This is a genomic window from Paractinoplanes hotanensis, from assembly GCF_023717965.1.
Classification (GTDB): Bacteria; Actinomycetota; Actinomycetes; order Mycobacteriales; family Micromonosporaceae; genus Actinoplanes; species Actinoplanes polyasparticus.
The window spans coordinates 174363-189062 of sequence record NZ_JAMQOL010000022.1; the positions used below are offsets into that span (position 1 = coordinate 174363).

The following is a 14700-nucleotide window of genomic DNA, read 5'->3' on the forward strand; positions in this document are numbered from 1 at the left end:
TCACCCGTGCAGCGCCTCCCCGTGAGGGCACTGTCCGGCGCCATACCAGACGTCGGACGAGCCCTTGCCGGACGACAACCGTTCGGCCGATTTTCGAGATCGGCCGAACGGTCAGCGAACGGGGACACTCGAATGTCACGCCGCTCACATCCCTGGTGACGCGGTTTTCGGTAGCGTCGGTCGGGCATCGGTTCGCTCGGCGGGCGTCGGTGGCGCCCAGGGGGGAAGGAACCTGAATGGCACGCCCTCGCATCGTGGTCGTCGGGGCCGGTTTCGCCGGGTTCACCGCGGCCCGCACCCTGGCCAAGCTGTCCCGCGGCGGCGCCGACATCGTGGTGATCAACCCGACCGACTACTTCCTCTACCTGCCGCTGCTGCCCGAGGTCTCGGCCGGCATCCTCGAACCGCGCCGGGTCACCGTCTCGCTCCAGGCCGCCCTCCCCGGCGTGCGTCTGGTGCTGGGCGAGGTCGAGGGCTTCGACCTCGACAACCGCACGGTCTCCTTCGTCGACCCCGACGGCCGGGCCGGCTCGATCGGCTACCACCGCCTGGTGATCGCGGCCGGCAGCGTCAACAAGCTGCTGCCCGTGCCGGGCGTGACCATGTACGCGCACGGCTTCCGCGGCATTCCCGAGGCGCTCTACCTGCGCGACCACATCACGCGCCAGATCGAACTGGCGGTCAACGCCACCACCGAGGAGGAGCAGCGCGCCCGCTGCACGTTCGTGGTGGCCGGCGCCGGCTACACGGGCACCGAGGTGGCGGCGCAGGGCGTGCTCTACACCGACGCGCTCACCGCCGAGCGGCCCGACCTGCGCGACAAGGTGCGCTGGATCCTGCTCGACACCGCCGGCCGCGTGCTGCCCAGCCTCGACGAGCGCCTGGGCGACGCGGCCGACGCCGTGCTGCGCTCGCGCGGTGTCGAGCTCCTGCTGCGGACGAGCGTCAAGGAGGCCACTGAAGACGGTGTCCACCTGTCCACGGGCGAGTTCGTGCCCACTCGCTCGCTCATCTGGTGTGTCGGCGTGCGTCCCGACCCGGTGGTGGCCGACCTCGGTCTGCCGCTCAAGAACGGCCGCCTGGTGGTCGACGAGTTCCTGAGCGTCCCCGGCCACCCCGACGTGTTCGCGATCGGCGACGCCGCCGCCGTGCCCGACCTGACCCGTCCCGGCGAGCTCACCGGCATGACCGCGCAGCACGCGACCCGGCAGGGCGCGGCGGTCGCCCGGAACATCGCGGCCTCGTACGGGCAGGGCCGCCGCCGGCCCTACAAGCACTACGACCTCGGCTTCGTCGTCGATCTGGGCGGCCTCGACGCGGCGGCCAACCCGCTCGGCGTGCCGCTGACCGGGTTGCCGGCCAAGGTGGTGACCCGCGGCTATCACCTGCTTTCGATGCCCGGCAACCGGGTGCGGGTGTCGGCCGACTGGCTGCTCGACCTGCTGCTGCCCCGGCAGGGGGTCCAGCTGGGCCTGGTGCGGGGCGCCGCCGTCCCGTTGGAGAGCTCCACGGTGTCGGGCTGACGCCTGTTCGGGGGATTGGTCCGTTCAGCCGAGTGGTCCGGACGGATGGTCGGTAGTGCCCGGAGGGTTACAAACAGTTCACAAGCCATAATTGGGACATGGGATCCAAATGGTTCGGCGGAATGGCCGTGGCTGTCTCGGCCGCTGTCGTGGTGAGTACGGGTTCCCCCGTGTCCGCGCGGAGCCGACCGGCGGACGGCGGCGACACGACGGCCGTGCTGATGGCCCGCTACGCCTTCAACGGGCGCCCGGTGCTGGACGACTCCGGCCGCGGCCACACGCTGCGAATCATCTCGGGCCACGGTGGCGTCGTCCGCAAGGTCGCACACGGCCAGGGCTCAGCACTGCTCTTCCCGTCCCGGTGTCTGCTGCGCATCTGCCCGCACGTGGCTCTGCAGACGCCGTCGACACCCGACCTCAACCCGGGCGCCCGTGACATCTCCTTCGGCGCCGACGTGTATCTGAGCCCGACGCAGACCAGCAAGGGCCAGAACGTCATCCAGAAGGGCTTCTCGAAGACGAGCAGCCAGTGGAAGCTCCAGATCGACGGCGTCGCCGGGCGCCCGAGCTGCGTGCTCGTCGGCGACCGGCTGCGCCGCATCCGGATGGCCACCAGCACGGTCACGGTGGCCGACGGCCGCTGGCACCGGGTGCGCTGCTCCCGGGTCGGCAGCGTCCTGGCCGTCTTCGTCGACAACCTGCTGCGCGGCCGCACGACCGTCCCGGCTTCGCTCTCGGTCACCAACAACCGCCCGATGAGCATCGGCGGCAAGGGGGCCTTCGCCGACAACGACCAGTTCAACGGCGCCCTCGACAACGTCTGGGTGCAGGTCGGCTAACGTTCCCTCGGGCCGGCGAGGCCGTCGGTCACCGCGGTCAGCAGTTCGGCCTTCGTGGTGTCGCCGGAGAGCTCCCAGGCGAACGCGCCGCCCAGGGCCTTGCTGCGGGCGTACGCCATCTTGCCCTTGATCGTTTCGGGGGTGTCGTAGGACCACCACTGGGAGCCGCAGTGCGCGTAGGCGGTGCCGCCGGCTGTTCCGGTCGGCGGGCAACGCTTGACCAGGGCCTCGTAGTCCTCCAGGCCCTTCTCGTAGCGGCCGGCGGCCGGGCCGCTCGCGTCGCCGCCCGGTCCGGCGGCCGAGACCCCCGTCCAGCCCCGGCCGTAGAAGCCGATGCCGAGCAGCACCTTCGCCGGCGGGACGCCCAGCCTCAACAGCTCCTCGATGGTGGTCGTGGTGGTCGCCGTCTCGCGGGGAATGCCGGGATACGAGGTCAGCGGCGAGTGCGGCGCGGTCTTCTGCGCCTTCCGCGCCGGGTCACCGCCGGCGCCGAAATAGTCGTACGTCATGGCGCTCAGCCAGTCCGCGGCGCCGGCCGCCGTCCGGTAGTCGGTGGCGGTCAGCTTCGTCACGTCGGCCGGCACGGCGGCGGTGATCACCGAAGCGGGGCCGAACTTCGCCCGCAAGGCGCCGAGCATCCGTGGCAGCGCCTGTGGTCCGCTCTTGTCGCAGCTCAAGCCGCAGGCGTTCGGGTACTCCCAGTCGACGTCGATGCCGTCGAAGACGCCCGCCCAGCGTGGGTCCTCGACCAGGTCGTGGCACGAGGCGGCGAACGCCTCCGGGTCGCGGGCGGCCTGGGTGAACCCGGCCGAGCCGGTCCAGCCGCCGAACGACCACAGCACCCGCAGCCCGGGGTGCTTCTGCTTGAGCTTGCGCAGCTGACCGAGGTTGCCGCGCAAGGCCGCGTCGCGCTGGTCGGCGACCCCGTCCACGCTGTGCGCGGCCTCGATCGGCTTCTCGTAGTCGGCCCAGCGGTCGGCAGCGGTGCACCGGCCCCCGGTGACCTTGCCGAACGCGTACAGCAGGTGGGTGAGCCGGCCCGCCGCCCCGCTCGCGTCCAGGTCCTTCACCTGGAAGTCGCGGGCGTAGACGCCCCAGCCGGTGAAGTAGCCGACCACCTTGGCCGGGGGCGCCGGGGCGGGTTCCTCCTCGGGGGCGCCGCAGGCGGCGAGGCCGAGCAGGATAAGGATGATCAAGACGAATCGGGCGCGCACCGCTCCGAAGCTATCCGGGCGGGACAAGCCGGCCCAGGTGATCACTCGTCCGGGTGTACGCGCGGGCTCGGGTGATTCCGGGCACGGTCGGTCACCACCGGCCGTGGTTGTGCGATCGTTTGCCGGTGGCCATCAGCCCCCACGAACCCACCGCCGTACCACTCGTCCGCAGCTGGCGCGCCGAGCTTCGCGTCCTGTTGAGCTGGCGCCGGATTCTCAACCGGCTCCGAGCCGTGCTGCGCAGCGCGCTGGTGACCTTCGTCGTGCTCACCGTCACGCTCTGGCTGATGCCGGGCGTCGAGAGCAACGACATCGTCGACACGCTGGGCCTGGTGGCGATCGTCGCCGGCGTGGGCGCCGTGCTGCGCCCGTTGCTGCTGGTGGGCATCACGGCGCTCGGCGGCTGGGGCGCGATGCTGCTCGGGGTCATCGCCCAGGTCGTGGTCATCGTGGTCGCCCTCGAAATCGACCCGGCCAACCGGATCAGCGGCCTGCCCTCGCTGGTGGTCACCGCGATCCTGGCCGTCGTGTTCGCCGCGATCGTCGACTGGATGGCCGACAGCGGCACGGAGGACACGTTCGTGCGGGAAGCCCGGCGGCTGATGCGGGGCGTGCGCCGCCGGCAGTCCCGGCTCGCCGGCGGTCCGCTGCTGACCTTCCGCCGGCCCAGCCCGGGCACCGAGCCCGGGCTGCTGATGGTGCAGCTCGACGGCCTCTCCGAACCGGTGCTGCGGTGGGCGGTGCGCGCCGGCAACCTGCCCACGCTCGGCCACTGGCTGCGCTCCGGCAGCCACACCATGCGTGGCTGGCACACCGGCCTGCCCTCCACGACGCCCGCGTCCCAGGCCGGCATCCTGCACGGCGCGACCCGGCAGATCCCGGCGTTCCGATGGTTCGAGAAAGACACCCGCAAGCTCATGGTGACCAACCGCCCGCGTGACGCGGCGGTGCTCGAGCCGCGGCTCAGCGACGGCCGCGGCCTGCTACGCGACGGCGGGGTGAGCATCGGCAACGCGTTCAGCGGCGACGCGGCGGTCAGCCTGCTCACGGTGAGTCACGCCGCGCTGCCCGGGCGGTCGGCGCGCGGCTGGGCGGCGTTCATGGCTTCCCCGTACGGCTTCACACGCGCCCTCGTCCTCGGCGTCGGCGACGTCTTCACCGAGCTGCACCAGGCCCGCCTGCAGCGCCGCCGCAACCTGCAGCCCCGGGTGAGCCGCTCCGGCGCTTTCCTGGCCCTGCGGCCGGCCTCGATGCTGCTGCGCGACGTGAACGTGTCCCTGATCGCCGAGCAGATGGCCCGGGGCGCCCCGGCCATCTACTGCGACCTGGTCGACTACGACGAGGTGGCGCACCACGCCGGCCCGGCCCGGCCCGAGTCGATGCGCCAGCTCGAGAGCCTCGACCGCATGCTCGGCGTGATCGAACGGCTGGCCCCCGAGGCGGCCCGCCGCTACCACCTGGTGGTGCTGTCCGACCACGGGCAGAGCCAGGGCGCCACGTTCAAGCAGCGCTACGGCGAGACCCTCGACGAGGTGGTCGAGCGGTTCTCGGGCCCCGACCACGCGGACGCGCCGTCGACGCCGGCCGAGAGCGAGGCCACGCGAGAGCCCCACTTCCCCGAGCCGCCGCTGGCGCCGCTGCTGGTGGTCTCGTCGGGCAACCTGGCGCTGGTCTATCTGACCCGCTACCCCGAGCGGCTCGACCGGACAGCGATCGACCGGGTCTACCCGCGCCTGGTGAACGGCCTGGTCGCCCATCCGGGCATCGGGCTGGTGATCGTGCAGACCGCGGACGGGCCGGTCGCGCTGGGCGGCTCCGGCAGCCACCGGCTCGTCGACGGCGTCGTCGAGGGGGTCGACCCGCTTCTGCCGTACGGGCCCCGCGCCCGCCACGACCTGCTGCGCCACCAGGAGTCGGTCCACATCGGCGATCTGGTCCTGATCAGCTGCGTCGACCCGGTGACCGAAGAGGTGGCCGCGTTCGAGGAGCTGGTCGGCTCGCACGGCGGTCTGGGCGGCTGGCAGACCGACGCCGTGCTGGTGCACCCGGCCCGCTGGCCGGTCACCGAGAACGAGCTCGACGGCCCGGACGCCGTACACCGCCAGCTGGTCGAGTGGCTGGCCATGCTCGGTCTGCGCACTCAGCCGCCGGCTCTCGAGCCCTTCGCCGAGCGGCCGGACCTCTTCGACGATCAAGATCGGCCGAGACTTTCCCGGACGCACGACGGTTAGGCACTTTGTGCCTCGTCTTCTCCTCTTCCTGGTCGCCCTGATCGCTCTGCTCGTTCCGTCGTCCGCCGCGCCCGCGGCCACCCCGCAGGCCCGGTCCACCGCACCCACCTTCAACGGCGGCGTCTACGCGATCGCCCACCGCGGGGCGACGGTCTACGTCGGGGGCTCGTTCACCGCGGCCACCGTGGCCGGGCGCACCTACCCACGCGAGCGGCTGGCCGCCTTCGACTCGCGCACCGGCAGGCTGCTCGACTGGGCGCCCCGAGCCGACGGCGTGGTGCGGGCCCTGGCCGCGACCGCGGACAGCGTCTACGTCGCCGGCGGCTTCCACCGGATCGACGGCGAGGCCCGCGACTCCCTGGCCCGCGTCCACCCCACGAGCGGCGACCTCAAGTCGTTCCGGCACACCCTGGCCGGCACGGCCTACGCGCTCGCGGCCGGCAACGGACGCCTCTACCTGGGCGGCAGCTTCGCCGACGTCTCGGGCCAGAAGCGCAGCAACCTGGCGGCCTTCTCGCTGACCACCGGCGTGCTCGACCGGCGCTGGCGCCCGGCGGCCGACGACACCGTGCACGCGCTCGCGGTCACCGGCCCGCGGGTCTACCTCGGCGGCGGCTTCCACACCGTCAACGCGGTCAAGGGCACACTGCGGCTGGCCGGCGTCAACGGCGTGAGCGGGGTCGTCGAGCCCCGGTTCCGGCCGCGAGTGCCGGCCGAGGTGCGGGCGATCTCGCTGGACCCGCTGGGCGTGCACGTCGCCACGGCGGGCCAGGGCGGACGGGCGATCGCGTACGGCTGGACGGGCGCCCTGCGCTGGCAGCGGGTGTTCGACGGGGACGCGTCGGCGATCGTCACCACCGGCGGCATCACCTACGTCGGCGGCCACTTCGACAGCGCCTGCGTGACCGAGCGGAACGGCCTCAAGGGCGGCTGCGTGGACGGGGCCCGGGCGCGCTTCAAGCTGGCCGCGGTGACCTCGAAGGGCCAGCTCACCGGCTGGGCGCCGACCGCCAACGGGGTGATCGGCGTCCGCGTGCTGAGCGTCAACCACGTGGCCGGCACCATCGAGGCGGGCGGCGACTTCACGATGATCAACGGCCGGGACCGCCGCCGGTTCGCCGCGTTCTGAGCGCGGCGTCAGCCCGATCACTCATTGGTCCATTATCCGGGCCCGGCCCATAAACTGCGGCCCATGACCGCGCCACGCTCCGTCGCTCCGACCGTTGCCTCGCAGGCCGTGCTGGCCCCGCTCACCGACGCCGCGATCTTCCTCGTGGCGACCGTCCGCCCCGGCGGCGAGCAGGCCGTGCGCGACCTGCTCGAAGACCTGAGCGGGCTGCAGCGCACCGTCGGCTTCCGGCTGCCCGCGGCCCAGCTCTCCTGCGTCACCGGCATCGGCTCCGACCTGTGGGACAGGCTCTTCGCCGGCCCCCGCCCGGCCGAGCTGCACCGCTTCCGCGCCTGGAAGGGCCCCAGGCACACCGCGCCGTCGACCCCGGGCGACCTGCTCTTTCACATCCGGGCCGGGCAGATGGACGTCTGCTTCGAGCTGGCCGCCAAGATCGGCGAGCGGCTGCGCGGGGCGGGCGACATCGTGGACGAGACGCACGGCTTCAAGTACTTCGACGAGCGCGACCTGCTGGGCTTCGTCGACGGAACGGAGAACCCGAGCGGCGCCAAGGCGAGGAACGCGGTGGTGATCGGCGACGAGGACGAGGCCTTCGCCGGCGGCAGCTACGTGATGGTGCAGAAATACGTCCACGACCTCGAGGCCTGGAACGCCCTCAAGGTCGAGGACCAGGAGGCCGCGATCGGGCGCCGCAAGCTCGACAACGTCGAGATTCCCGACGAGGACAAGGCGCCCAACTCGCACGTCGCCCTCAACGTCATCGAGGACGCGGACGGCAACGAGCTCAAGATCCTGCGGGACAACATGCCGTTCGGCTCGGTCAAGGAGGGCGAGTTCGGCACGTACTACATCGCGTACGCCGCCACTCCCGACGTGCCCGAGCTGATGCTGCGCCGCATGTTCCTCGGCGAGCCGTACGGCACGTACGACCGCATCCTCGACTTCTCGACCGCCCGCACGGGGTCGCTGTTCTACGTGCCGACCGCCGACTTCCTCGACGACCTGCCCTCAGCCCAGGAGCCGGACCAGGTCGGCCAGGGCGTTCAGCCGTAGGTCGCCGTCGAGCCCGCGCAGGGCGGCGGTGTGCGCCCCCGCGGCCCGGCCGGCGGCCAGCCCGACCTCGGCGTCCTCGACCACCAGGCAGTCCGCCGGGTCGACGCCGAGCAGCTCGGCCGCACGCAGGTAACCCTCGGGGTCGGGCTTGCCGGCCGCGATGTCGTCGGTCGTCACCAGCACCGGCGCGGTGATGCCGGCCGCCGCCAGCCGGGCCTTGGCCAGCCGGCTGTCGGCGCTCGTGACCACGGCCCACGGCAGGCCCCGCAGCGTGAGGTGCACGAGCAGGTCGTGGGCGCCCGGTGTGGCCGTGACGTCGGACAGGTCGTCGTACTGCAGCTCGAGCTGGCGGGCCGAGGCCACGACCATGGCCCCCTCGTCGAGGTGGGGCAGCAGCTTGCGGACGGTGGTCGCGCTGGGGCTGCCGTGGGCCATCTCGTACGCCTGCTCGCCGTCGACGCCGTACTCCGAGGCCCAGGCGAGCCACGAGCGCAGCACGGCCCCGTCCGAGTCGACCAGGGTGCCGTCCATGTCGAAGAGCACGGCCCGCACCCGGCTGACGTCGAACTGGTCCGACTTGAGATCGGGCACTTGAAACCTCCACGCGCATAGTCCCGGCAGCCATTGTTCCTGGTGTCCCACGACCGACCCGGGGCGCACGGCACGACGCGGCAAGGCGGTGGGGCGGCGACGACCGGGACCTGCCCCGCCGGGGGTGGCCCGCCGCCGGCGTGGCGCGGGCTACCTCCGTACGAAATCAGGGAGTGCGCTTGCGGGGCGCGCCCCGCCGAGCTGTTGTGGCAGGCGCCGGCGTCTCGTCCACCGTGGCGGTCTTGCGCGGCGTGCGCGTGCGGGGAGTCGCGGCGGCCGACGATGCGGCGTTCGCGGCTGTCCGCCGGGCAGCGGTGGCCCGGGCGGTATTCGAAGTGGCGGGGGGATTCGAAGTGGCGGGGGGAGCTGTCTCGGCGGGCGAGGGCGGGACCACGGCCGGCAGCGCGGGGCTGACCGGCTCTACGGCCGGCTCTGCGGTCGGCGGCTCGGACGCGGAGGCCCGGTCCCGCTCCTTCTCGCGCCGGATCAGGTCGTCGAGCAGACTTTTGCCGTACTTCTCCTCCAGCGCGGAGGCCTTGCTCTGAGCCTTGCCGGCCCGGGTCACGGCCTTGCGGTGCGCCTTCTCCAGGCGGTCCTTGTCGCGGGCCTGGGTCTTGAGCGCGCGCTTCAGCCTCCTGGCCTCGGCCTCGGCGTTACGCAGCGCCTGCTTCTGCTGCGTGGTCAGGTCGGCGTTGGTGCGGAGCCGGTTCTCGAGCTCGGTGACGGTTGTCCTCGTACGTTCGGCGGCGGCGTGCGCGGCGGCGGACTGCTCCCGGCGGCGGTCGAGCTGCTTGCTGGTCACGGCTTCTCCTTCCCTCTCTCTGGCCCTACCCCGGCAGCGGGACGGCAATCGTCAGGAGGACGTGTCCGGCACCGCCGCGGGTGCGGCCATGCGCGCGCGACGGCGACGGATGTGCCGGACGTGCAGCGCCACGTAACCCGCAACGGCGAGCACGACAGCCGTGATGGCCCACCACTGGTAGCGGTGAGCGTGCTCGAAGATCTCGACCAGATGAGTGCCGAGCAGGAACGCGATGGTCGTCCAGAAGGCTACCCACAGGGCGGCGCCGATGGCGTTGTAGATCAGGAATGTGCGCCACGGCATCGCGGTGATCCCGGCGATGACCCCGTTGAACTGGCGCAGTCCGTCGATGAACCGGGCCACCAGCACGATCCGGCCGCCCCGGCGGGCGAAGAAGCCCTCGGCCCGGGCCAGGCGTTCGGGTGTCAGGAACACGTACCGGCCCCAGCGCAGGGCCACCTTGCGACCGCCGCGCACCCCGATCCAGTAGCCGATGTTGTCGCCCAGCACGGCCGCGACGAACGCGATGGCCGCCACGGCGAAGATGTTCATCCGGCCGGCGCCCGCGTAGACGGCCGCGGCGACCATGATCGTCTGGCCGGGCGCGGGCACCCCGAAGCTCTCGACGCCGATCATGGCCCCGACGGCGAGATAACCCCAACGATCGAGAATCGGGGCCACGCCCTGCAGGAATCCGGGAAGATCAGCTTGAGGTGGCATCGCGTCAACGGTAACCGGGGCTGTGCGGGCGCGACGTGGGGAGCCGCTACTGCGGTTGTTCCTTCGTGCGGTGCAGCAGCCAGTTGACGCCGTCCGTGTGAATCAGCGCGTACCGGTGCGACCCGTCCCGCCCGTGCAGGGTGAAGACGAACCGCTTGTCGTTGCGGTCCTCTTCCCGCCACCAGCCGATGTCTGCGATCGACTTGTCCGCGTCGGTGTAGGTGAGGTGGTCGAGGTCGTGATCGGGCACGGCTACGGCCAGCCGGTTGCGAGCCGGGTCGGTCGGCAGCCCCCGCGGCACGGCCCACGACCGCAGCACGCCGTCCTCCTCGAGCCGCAGGTCGAAGTGCGGCCGCGGCTTGCGGTGGTCATGCAGCACAAAGGCGGGCTCCACCCCGCCGACGCTACCTTCTGCCACAGTGTGCCGATGGCATCGCGATCGGCACCCGCGCTCACCGCCCTGGCCGTCGGCACGTTCGCGCTCGGCATGACCGAATTCGTCATCACCGGCCTGCTGCCGCCGATCGCCGCCGACCTGTCCGTCTCGATCCCCACGGCCGGGCTGCTGATCAGTGGGTACGCCTTGAGCGTGGTGATCGGCGGCCCGCTGCTGACCGCCTCGGTCGCCCGCCGGGCCCGCAAACCGGTGCTGATCGGCCTGCTCGGGTTCTTCGTCGCCGGCAACCTGATCTCGGCCGTGGCGCCCGGCTTCGCCGCGATGATGACCGGCCGCGTCGTCGCCGCGCTGTGCCACGGGGCGTTCATCGGCATCGCCACGATCACGGCGGCGGATCTCGTCCGTCCCGAGCGCCGCAGCAGCGCGATCGCCGCGATGCTCAGCGGCATCACCGTCGCCAGCGTGGCCGGCGTGCCCCTGGGCACCTTGCTCGGCCAGCAGTTCGGCTGGCGGGCCACGTTCTGGGCGATGGCCCTGCTCGGCGTGGTGGCCGCCCTGGCAACGGCGGCCTTCGTTCCCGCCACGGGTTCCGGCGATCAGCCCAGCGCCCGGTGGGGCGCGTTCCGCAGCCCCGTCGTCTGGCTCGCGCTGGGCATGACCGCGCTCGCCTTCGGTGCGGTCTACGCGCCCTTCACGTACGTGGCGCCGCTGATGACCGACGTGGCCGGGTTCAGCCCGGGCGCGCTGCCCTGGCTGCTCGTGCTGTTCGGCCTCGGGCTCGTGCTGGGCAACGTGATCGGGGCGCGGTCAGCCGACCGCCACCTCATGCCGACGATCATCGTGGCTTCGGCGGCCATGCTGATCATCCTGGTCGTCTTCGCCTGGACCGCGCACTCGCCGGCGCCGGCCGCTGTGACCCTCTTCGCGCTGGGCGTCGCCGCGTACGCCACCGTGCCCGGCCTGACCACCCGCGTGATCGCCGCGGCCGACGGCGACAACCTCGTCGTCTCGGCCGCCGCCGTCTCCGCCTTCAACCTCGGCAACGCCGCCGGCGCCTACCTGGGCGGCCGGGCCATCGCCGCCGGCTGGGGGTACGACTCGACGCCGCTGGTCGGTGCGGCCATGGAAGTGGGCGCGCTCGGACTGGCGGCGGCCCTGCTCCTGGCGGGTCGGATGTCTACCCGGACGGGTGACAAGAGCCGTTCAGCCGAGGTTTTCTAGGCCGCGGCTTGCTTGGCTCGGCAGTCATGTCTGTCGTGACACCAGCCCGGCGCCGGATCGCTGTCGGCGCGCTGATCGCCGCCGTGGTCGTGGCCGCGTCGTCGTTCGCGCTGAAGCGGGCCGACGCCGCCGCCTGGACGACCGTGCAGCCGGGCGCCTTCACCGGCGAGGCCTTCGACGCTTGCACCGCCCCCACCAGTGCGGCCATGAAGGCGTGGCGGGCGAAATCGCCGTACCGGGCCGTCGGCATCTACATCGGCGGCGTCAACCGGGGATGCGCCCAGCCGCAGCTGAGCGCCGCCTGGGTCAAGCAGCAGGTGCAGGCCGGCTGGAAGCTGCTGCCGCTGTACGTCGGACCGCAGGCGACCTGCACGACGATCGGCGGCGGCCGCCGGCTCATCGACAACGCGCACGCCGAGACCCAGGGCCGGATCACCGCGTCCGATGCCGTCGCGCAGGCCACCAGACTCGGGCTGGCCCGCGAGAGTGTGCTCATCTACGACATGGAGTCGTACCGCACGAACGACCCGGCGTGCCGCCGGGGCGTGCTCGCCTTCATGAACGGCTGGACCGCCCGGCTGCACGACAACGGCTACTTCTCGGGCTTCTACTCCAGTGTGTCGTCGGGCGTGGCCGACCAGGTCGCGAACTACTCCACCCCCGGCTACACCCGCCCCGACTACCTGGACTTCGCCCGCTGGGACCTGGTGTCCACAGTCACCGACCGGGCCATCCCGGCAACCGTGTGGCCCGGAAAACGCCGCATGAAGCAGTGGCGGGGCGGCCACAAGGAAACGTACGGCGGCGTCACGATCAACATCGACAACGACTACGTGGACTTCGCACCCCTCCCGAAAACCAGGTCCGCCGACTTCTCCGGCAACGGCTGGTCCGACGTCCTCGGCCGTTCCCCGACCGGCGTCCTGTCGGCCTACCACGGCAACGGCTCCCTGATCGACAACAACCAGCGCCGCACCCTGGCCGACATCCGCGCGATGAACGCCGTGGTCCGCATCGGCGACCTCAACCGCGACGGCCGCGAAGACGTGATAACCCGCCAGACCAACGGCGACCTCTGGTTCCACCCCGGCACAGGCACCACCCTGGGCGCCCGCAAGCGCCTCACCCGCGGCTGGCAGACCATGCGCGAGATCACCCCCATCGGCGACCTCACCGGCGACGGCCGCCCCGACCTGCTGGCCGTCTCCCCAGGCCACAACCTCTACCTGTACGCCGGCCAGCCCGGCCCCAAGCTGTCCGGAGCCAAACTCGTAGGCACCGGCTGGTCCGGCCGCACCGACCTCGCAGGCGCCGGCGACTTCAACCGCGACGGCTTCCCCGACCTGGCCGCCCGCGACACCGACGGCCGCCTCCACCTGTGGCCCGGCCGCAAGGGCGGCTTCACCGGCGCCCGGCTGCCCCTGAACGCTTCCGCCACCGACCTGCGCGACCTGATCGGTATCGGCGACTTCGACCGCGACGGCTTTCCCGACCTAGCCGCAGTCCAGAAGTCCACGGGCAATCTGGTTCTGTTGGCCGGCATGGGTAGCGCGGTCCGTCCGCCGTTCCGGCTGGCTGCGGGCTACGCCACGATCACATCCCTGGCCTGATCGGTGTGGGCGGCAGGAGAACACGCCGGCCTACTTGGCACACGACAGCTTGCTCTGCGCTTTCGCGGAGGGTGGTCGGTGTGACAGCATGAATTCATGGCATACGAACCGCGCATCGCATCCGCGCTGTCCGGCGCGACGCGCGGCCAGTTGGCCTATTGGCGCCGTCAAAAGCTCCTTGTTCCTGAGGTCTCGGCAACCAGGCCGGTGCTCTATTCGTTCCGGGATCTCATTGCCCTGCGCACCTTTGTCTACCTACGTGAAGAGCGTCCGCTGCAAACCATCAGGCGCGCTCTCGACAAGCTGAGAGAGATCGGCGAGACCGATCACCTCTCCCGATATCGTCTGGTAGCGCAGGGTCGCCGGAGTATCGCCCTCGTCCAGGACGCCGGGGACGGGGCTGTCGACCTCGTTGAGAAGCCCGGTCAGCAGCTCACGGTCATCAAGCTGGGCGACATGTTGCGGGCGTTCCCGCTGGGCGAGATAGAGATCCCAAGCCTCGCCCACCCGCGGCGCCGGATCTCGGTGAATCCATCGGTGCGACGCGGCTACCCCGTGGTAGCAGGGACGCGCGTCGCATTCGACCTTGTCGCAGGTCTGGTACGAGACGGAGTGCCGCCAGAGGCGGTCAAGGAGTACTACCCGGGCGTCACCGCAGCGGCAGCTCGCGATGCAGCGTCGTTCGCCGACTACGTCGATCAAGCACCGGAGCGTACGGCAGCCTGATGCGAATCCTGCTGGACGAGGATGTCCCACGGCCTTCGGTCGAATTGTTGCGGCACGTCCTGCGCGGTCACGATGTGGACCATGTCCATCTGATCAAGTGGGCGGGCAAGAAGGATCTGGTGCTCTATCAGGACGCCAAGCGGGCGGGATACGACATCGTCGTCACCAACGACGCCGCCCAGATGTCCGACCCTGACGAGTGCCGCGAAGTTAAGCGGGCGGGCATGCACCGGGTGTCGTACAAACAGCGCCATCCTGGGCTGCGTGGACTCGCTATCGCTGTCGCGTCCCTGGTGGCAGCCATGCCGGACGCTGTGGCGGAGTTGGCCAACGCCGATGGGCAGCGCCTCGTGGCAATCATCGGCATCGACTTGACCCACAAGCGTTTCTCGATTGTCGACCCCAGGCGGGACCCACCGCCCTATTGGCCTCGGTAGCGCGACCGGTGGAAACACTCGTGGCCGGCCCGAACCGGGCCGGCCACGAACGACTGGGTGTTGTTACAGGGTGTCGGCGGCCAGCTGGCCGCGCAGCTTGGTGAGGGCCTTGGTCAGCAGGCGGCTCACGTGCATCTGGCTGATCCCGATCTGGTCGGCGATCTGCGACTGGGTCAGGTTGCCGTAGAAGCGCAGCGTCAGGATCTT

Annotated in this window: 15 protein-coding genes; 9 read left to right on the forward strand and 6 right to left on the reverse strand. The window is 71.4% G+C overall.

The genetic code is table 11. The features are described from left to right. Nucleotides 1-236: 236 nt before the first annotated feature. Entirely contained in the window at nucleotides 237-1523 is a 1287-nt protein-coding gene (locus tag LXN57_RS18280; RefSeq protein ID WP_251799367.1) for an NAD(P)/FAD-dependent oxidoreductase, read from the forward strand. A gap of 98 nt (nucleotides 1524-1621) precedes the next feature. Further along, a complete protein-coding gene (locus LXN57_RS18285; protein WP_251799368.1) occupies nucleotides 1622-2362 on the forward strand; it encodes a LamG-like jellyroll fold domain-containing protein in 741 nt (246 codons plus the stop codon). Here LXN57_RS18285 and LXN57_RS18290 read toward each other — a convergent pair. Continuing rightward, on the reverse strand, nucleotides 2359-3576 hold the full coding sequence (locus LXN57_RS18290) for a glycoside hydrolase family 18 protein (protein WP_251799369.1): 1218 nt from the start codon (nucleotides 3574-3576) through the stop codon (nucleotides 2359-2361). The two genes, LXN57_RS18285 and LXN57_RS18290, sit on opposite strands and share 4 nt — an antisense overlap. Before the next feature lie 125 nt (nucleotides 3577-3701). Between LXN57_RS18290 and LXN57_RS18295 the strand changes: the two genes are divergently transcribed. From LXN57_RS18295 to LXN57_RS18305, 3 genes are all read left to right on the forward strand, one after another. Continuing rightward, the gene (locus LXN57_RS18295) at nucleotides 3702-5807 is read left to right on the forward strand and encodes an alkaline phosphatase family protein (protein ID WP_251799370.1); all 2106 of its coding nucleotides are present in this window, start codon (nucleotides 3702-3704) and stop codon (nucleotides 5805-5807) included. A 7-nt stretch (nucleotides 5808-5814) separates the two neighbouring features. Then, nucleotides 5815-6936, forward strand: coding sequence for a hypothetical protein (locus tag LXN57_RS18300; protein WP_251799371.1), 1122 nt, complete (start codon nucleotides 5815-5817; stop codon nucleotides 6934-6936). Nucleotides 6937-6999: 63 nt separating this feature from the next. Beyond that, on the forward strand, nucleotides 7000-7989 hold the full coding sequence (locus tag LXN57_RS18305; protein ID WP_251799372.1) for a Dyp-type peroxidase: 990 nt from the start codon (nucleotides 7000-7002) through the stop codon (nucleotides 7987-7989). Here LXN57_RS18305 and LXN57_RS18310 read toward each other — a convergent pair. From LXN57_RS18310 to LXN57_RS18325, 4 genes are all read right to left on the reverse strand, one after another. Then, nucleotides 7945-8580 carry an HAD-IA family hydrolase gene (locus tag LXN57_RS18310; RefSeq protein WP_251799373.1) on the reverse strand — a complete coding sequence of 212 codons (636 nt, stop codon included), beginning with the start codon at nucleotides 8578-8580 and terminating at the stop codon, nucleotides 7945-7947. The two genes, LXN57_RS18305 and LXN57_RS18310, sit on opposite strands and share 45 nt — an antisense overlap. A 166-nt stretch (nucleotides 8581-8746) precedes the next feature. Beyond that, complete coding sequence (locus LXN57_RS18315; RefSeq protein WP_251799374.1) at nucleotides 8747-9382, reverse strand: hypothetical protein; 636 nt, start codon at nucleotides 9380-9382, stop codon at nucleotides 8747-8749. Between the two features lie 51 nt (nucleotides 9383-9433). Beyond that, on the reverse strand, nucleotides 9434-10102 hold the full coding sequence (locus LXN57_RS18320; RefSeq protein ID WP_251799375.1) for a DedA family protein: 669 nt from the start codon (nucleotides 10100-10102) through the stop codon (nucleotides 9434-9436). Between the two features lie 46 nt (nucleotides 10103-10148). Further along, nucleotides 10149-10496 (reverse strand): DNA polymerase ligase N-terminal domain-containing protein, encoded by a 348-nt coding sequence (locus tag LXN57_RS18325; protein WP_251799376.1) that lies wholly within the window; start codon nucleotides 10494-10496, stop codon nucleotides 10149-10151. Between the two features lie 33 nt (nucleotides 10497-10529). Here LXN57_RS18325 and LXN57_RS18330 point away from each other — a divergent pair, with 33 nt between their 5' ends. The 4 genes from LXN57_RS18330 to LXN57_RS18345 all read left to right on the forward strand — a co-directional run bounded on the left by LXN57_RS18330 (nucleotide 10530) and on the right by LXN57_RS18345 (nucleotide 14493). Beyond that, nucleotides 10530-11720, forward strand: coding sequence for an MFS transporter (locus LXN57_RS18330; RefSeq protein WP_251799377.1), 1191 nt, complete (start codon nucleotides 10530-10532; stop codon nucleotides 11718-11720). Nucleotides 11721-11746: 26 nt separating this feature from the next. After that, nucleotides 11747-13330 carry a glycoside hydrolase domain-containing protein gene (locus tag LXN57_RS18335; RefSeq protein ID WP_251799378.1) on the forward strand — a complete coding sequence of 528 codons (1584 nt, stop codon included), beginning with the start codon at nucleotides 11747-11749 and terminating at the stop codon, nucleotides 13328-13330. 96 nt (nucleotides 13331-13426) lie between these two features. Next, nucleotides 13427-14056 carry a DUF433 domain-containing protein gene (locus tag LXN57_RS18340; RefSeq protein WP_251799379.1) on the forward strand — a complete coding sequence of 210 codons (630 nt, stop codon included), beginning with the start codon at nucleotides 13427-13429 and terminating at the stop codon, nucleotides 14054-14056. Further along, nucleotides 14056-14493, forward strand: coding sequence for a DUF5615 family PIN-like protein (locus LXN57_RS18345; protein WP_251799380.1), 438 nt, complete (start codon nucleotides 14056-14058; stop codon nucleotides 14491-14493). The genes LXN57_RS18340 and LXN57_RS18345 overlap by 1 nt, the downstream gene beginning before the upstream one ends. A gap of 63 nt (nucleotides 14494-14556) precedes the next feature. On the opposite strand, the gene LXN57_RS18350 is transcribed toward LXN57_RS18345, so the two are convergent. Further along, a partial coding sequence (locus LXN57_RS18350; protein ID WP_251799389.1) for a sigma-70 family RNA polymerase sigma factor occupies nucleotides 14557-14700 on the reverse strand: 144 nt, incomplete at its 5' end.

What these genes read in the sequence shown, in the direction of transcription:
- LXN57_RS18280 (WP_251799367.1), top strand. Translation starts at nt 237, where the DNA reads ATGGCACGCCCTCGCATCGTGGTCGTCGGGGCCGGTTTCGCCGGGTTC.
- LXN57_RS18285 (WP_251799368.1), top strand. Translation starts at nt 1,622, where the DNA reads ATGGGATCCAAATGGTTCGGCGGAATGGCCGTGGCTGTCTCGGCCGCT.
- LXN57_RS18305 (WP_251799372.1), top strand. Translation starts at nt 7,000, where the DNA reads ATGACCGCGCCACGCTCCGTCGCTCCGACCGTTGCCTCGCAGGCCGTG.
- LXN57_RS18320 (WP_251799375.1), bottom strand. Translation starts at nt 10,102, where the DNA reads ATGCCACCTCAAGCTGATCTTCCCGGATTCCTGCAGGGCGTGGCCCCG.
- LXN57_RS18330 (WP_251799377.1), top strand. Translation starts at nt 10,530, where the DNA reads ATGGCATCGCGATCGGCACCCGCGCTCACCGCCCTGGCCGTCGGCACG.
- LXN57_RS18335 (WP_251799378.1), top strand. Translation starts at nt 11,747, where the DNA reads ATGTCTGTCGTGACACCAGCCCGGCGCCGGATCGCTGTCGGCGCGCTG.
- LXN57_RS18340 (WP_251799379.1), top strand. Translation starts at nt 13,427, where the DNA reads ATGGCATACGAACCGCGCATCGCATCCGCGCTGTCCGGCGCGACGCGC.
- LXN57_RS18345 (WP_251799380.1), top strand. Translation starts at nt 14,056, where the DNA reads ATGCGAATCCTGCTGGACGAGGATGTCCCACGGCCTTCGGTCGAATTG.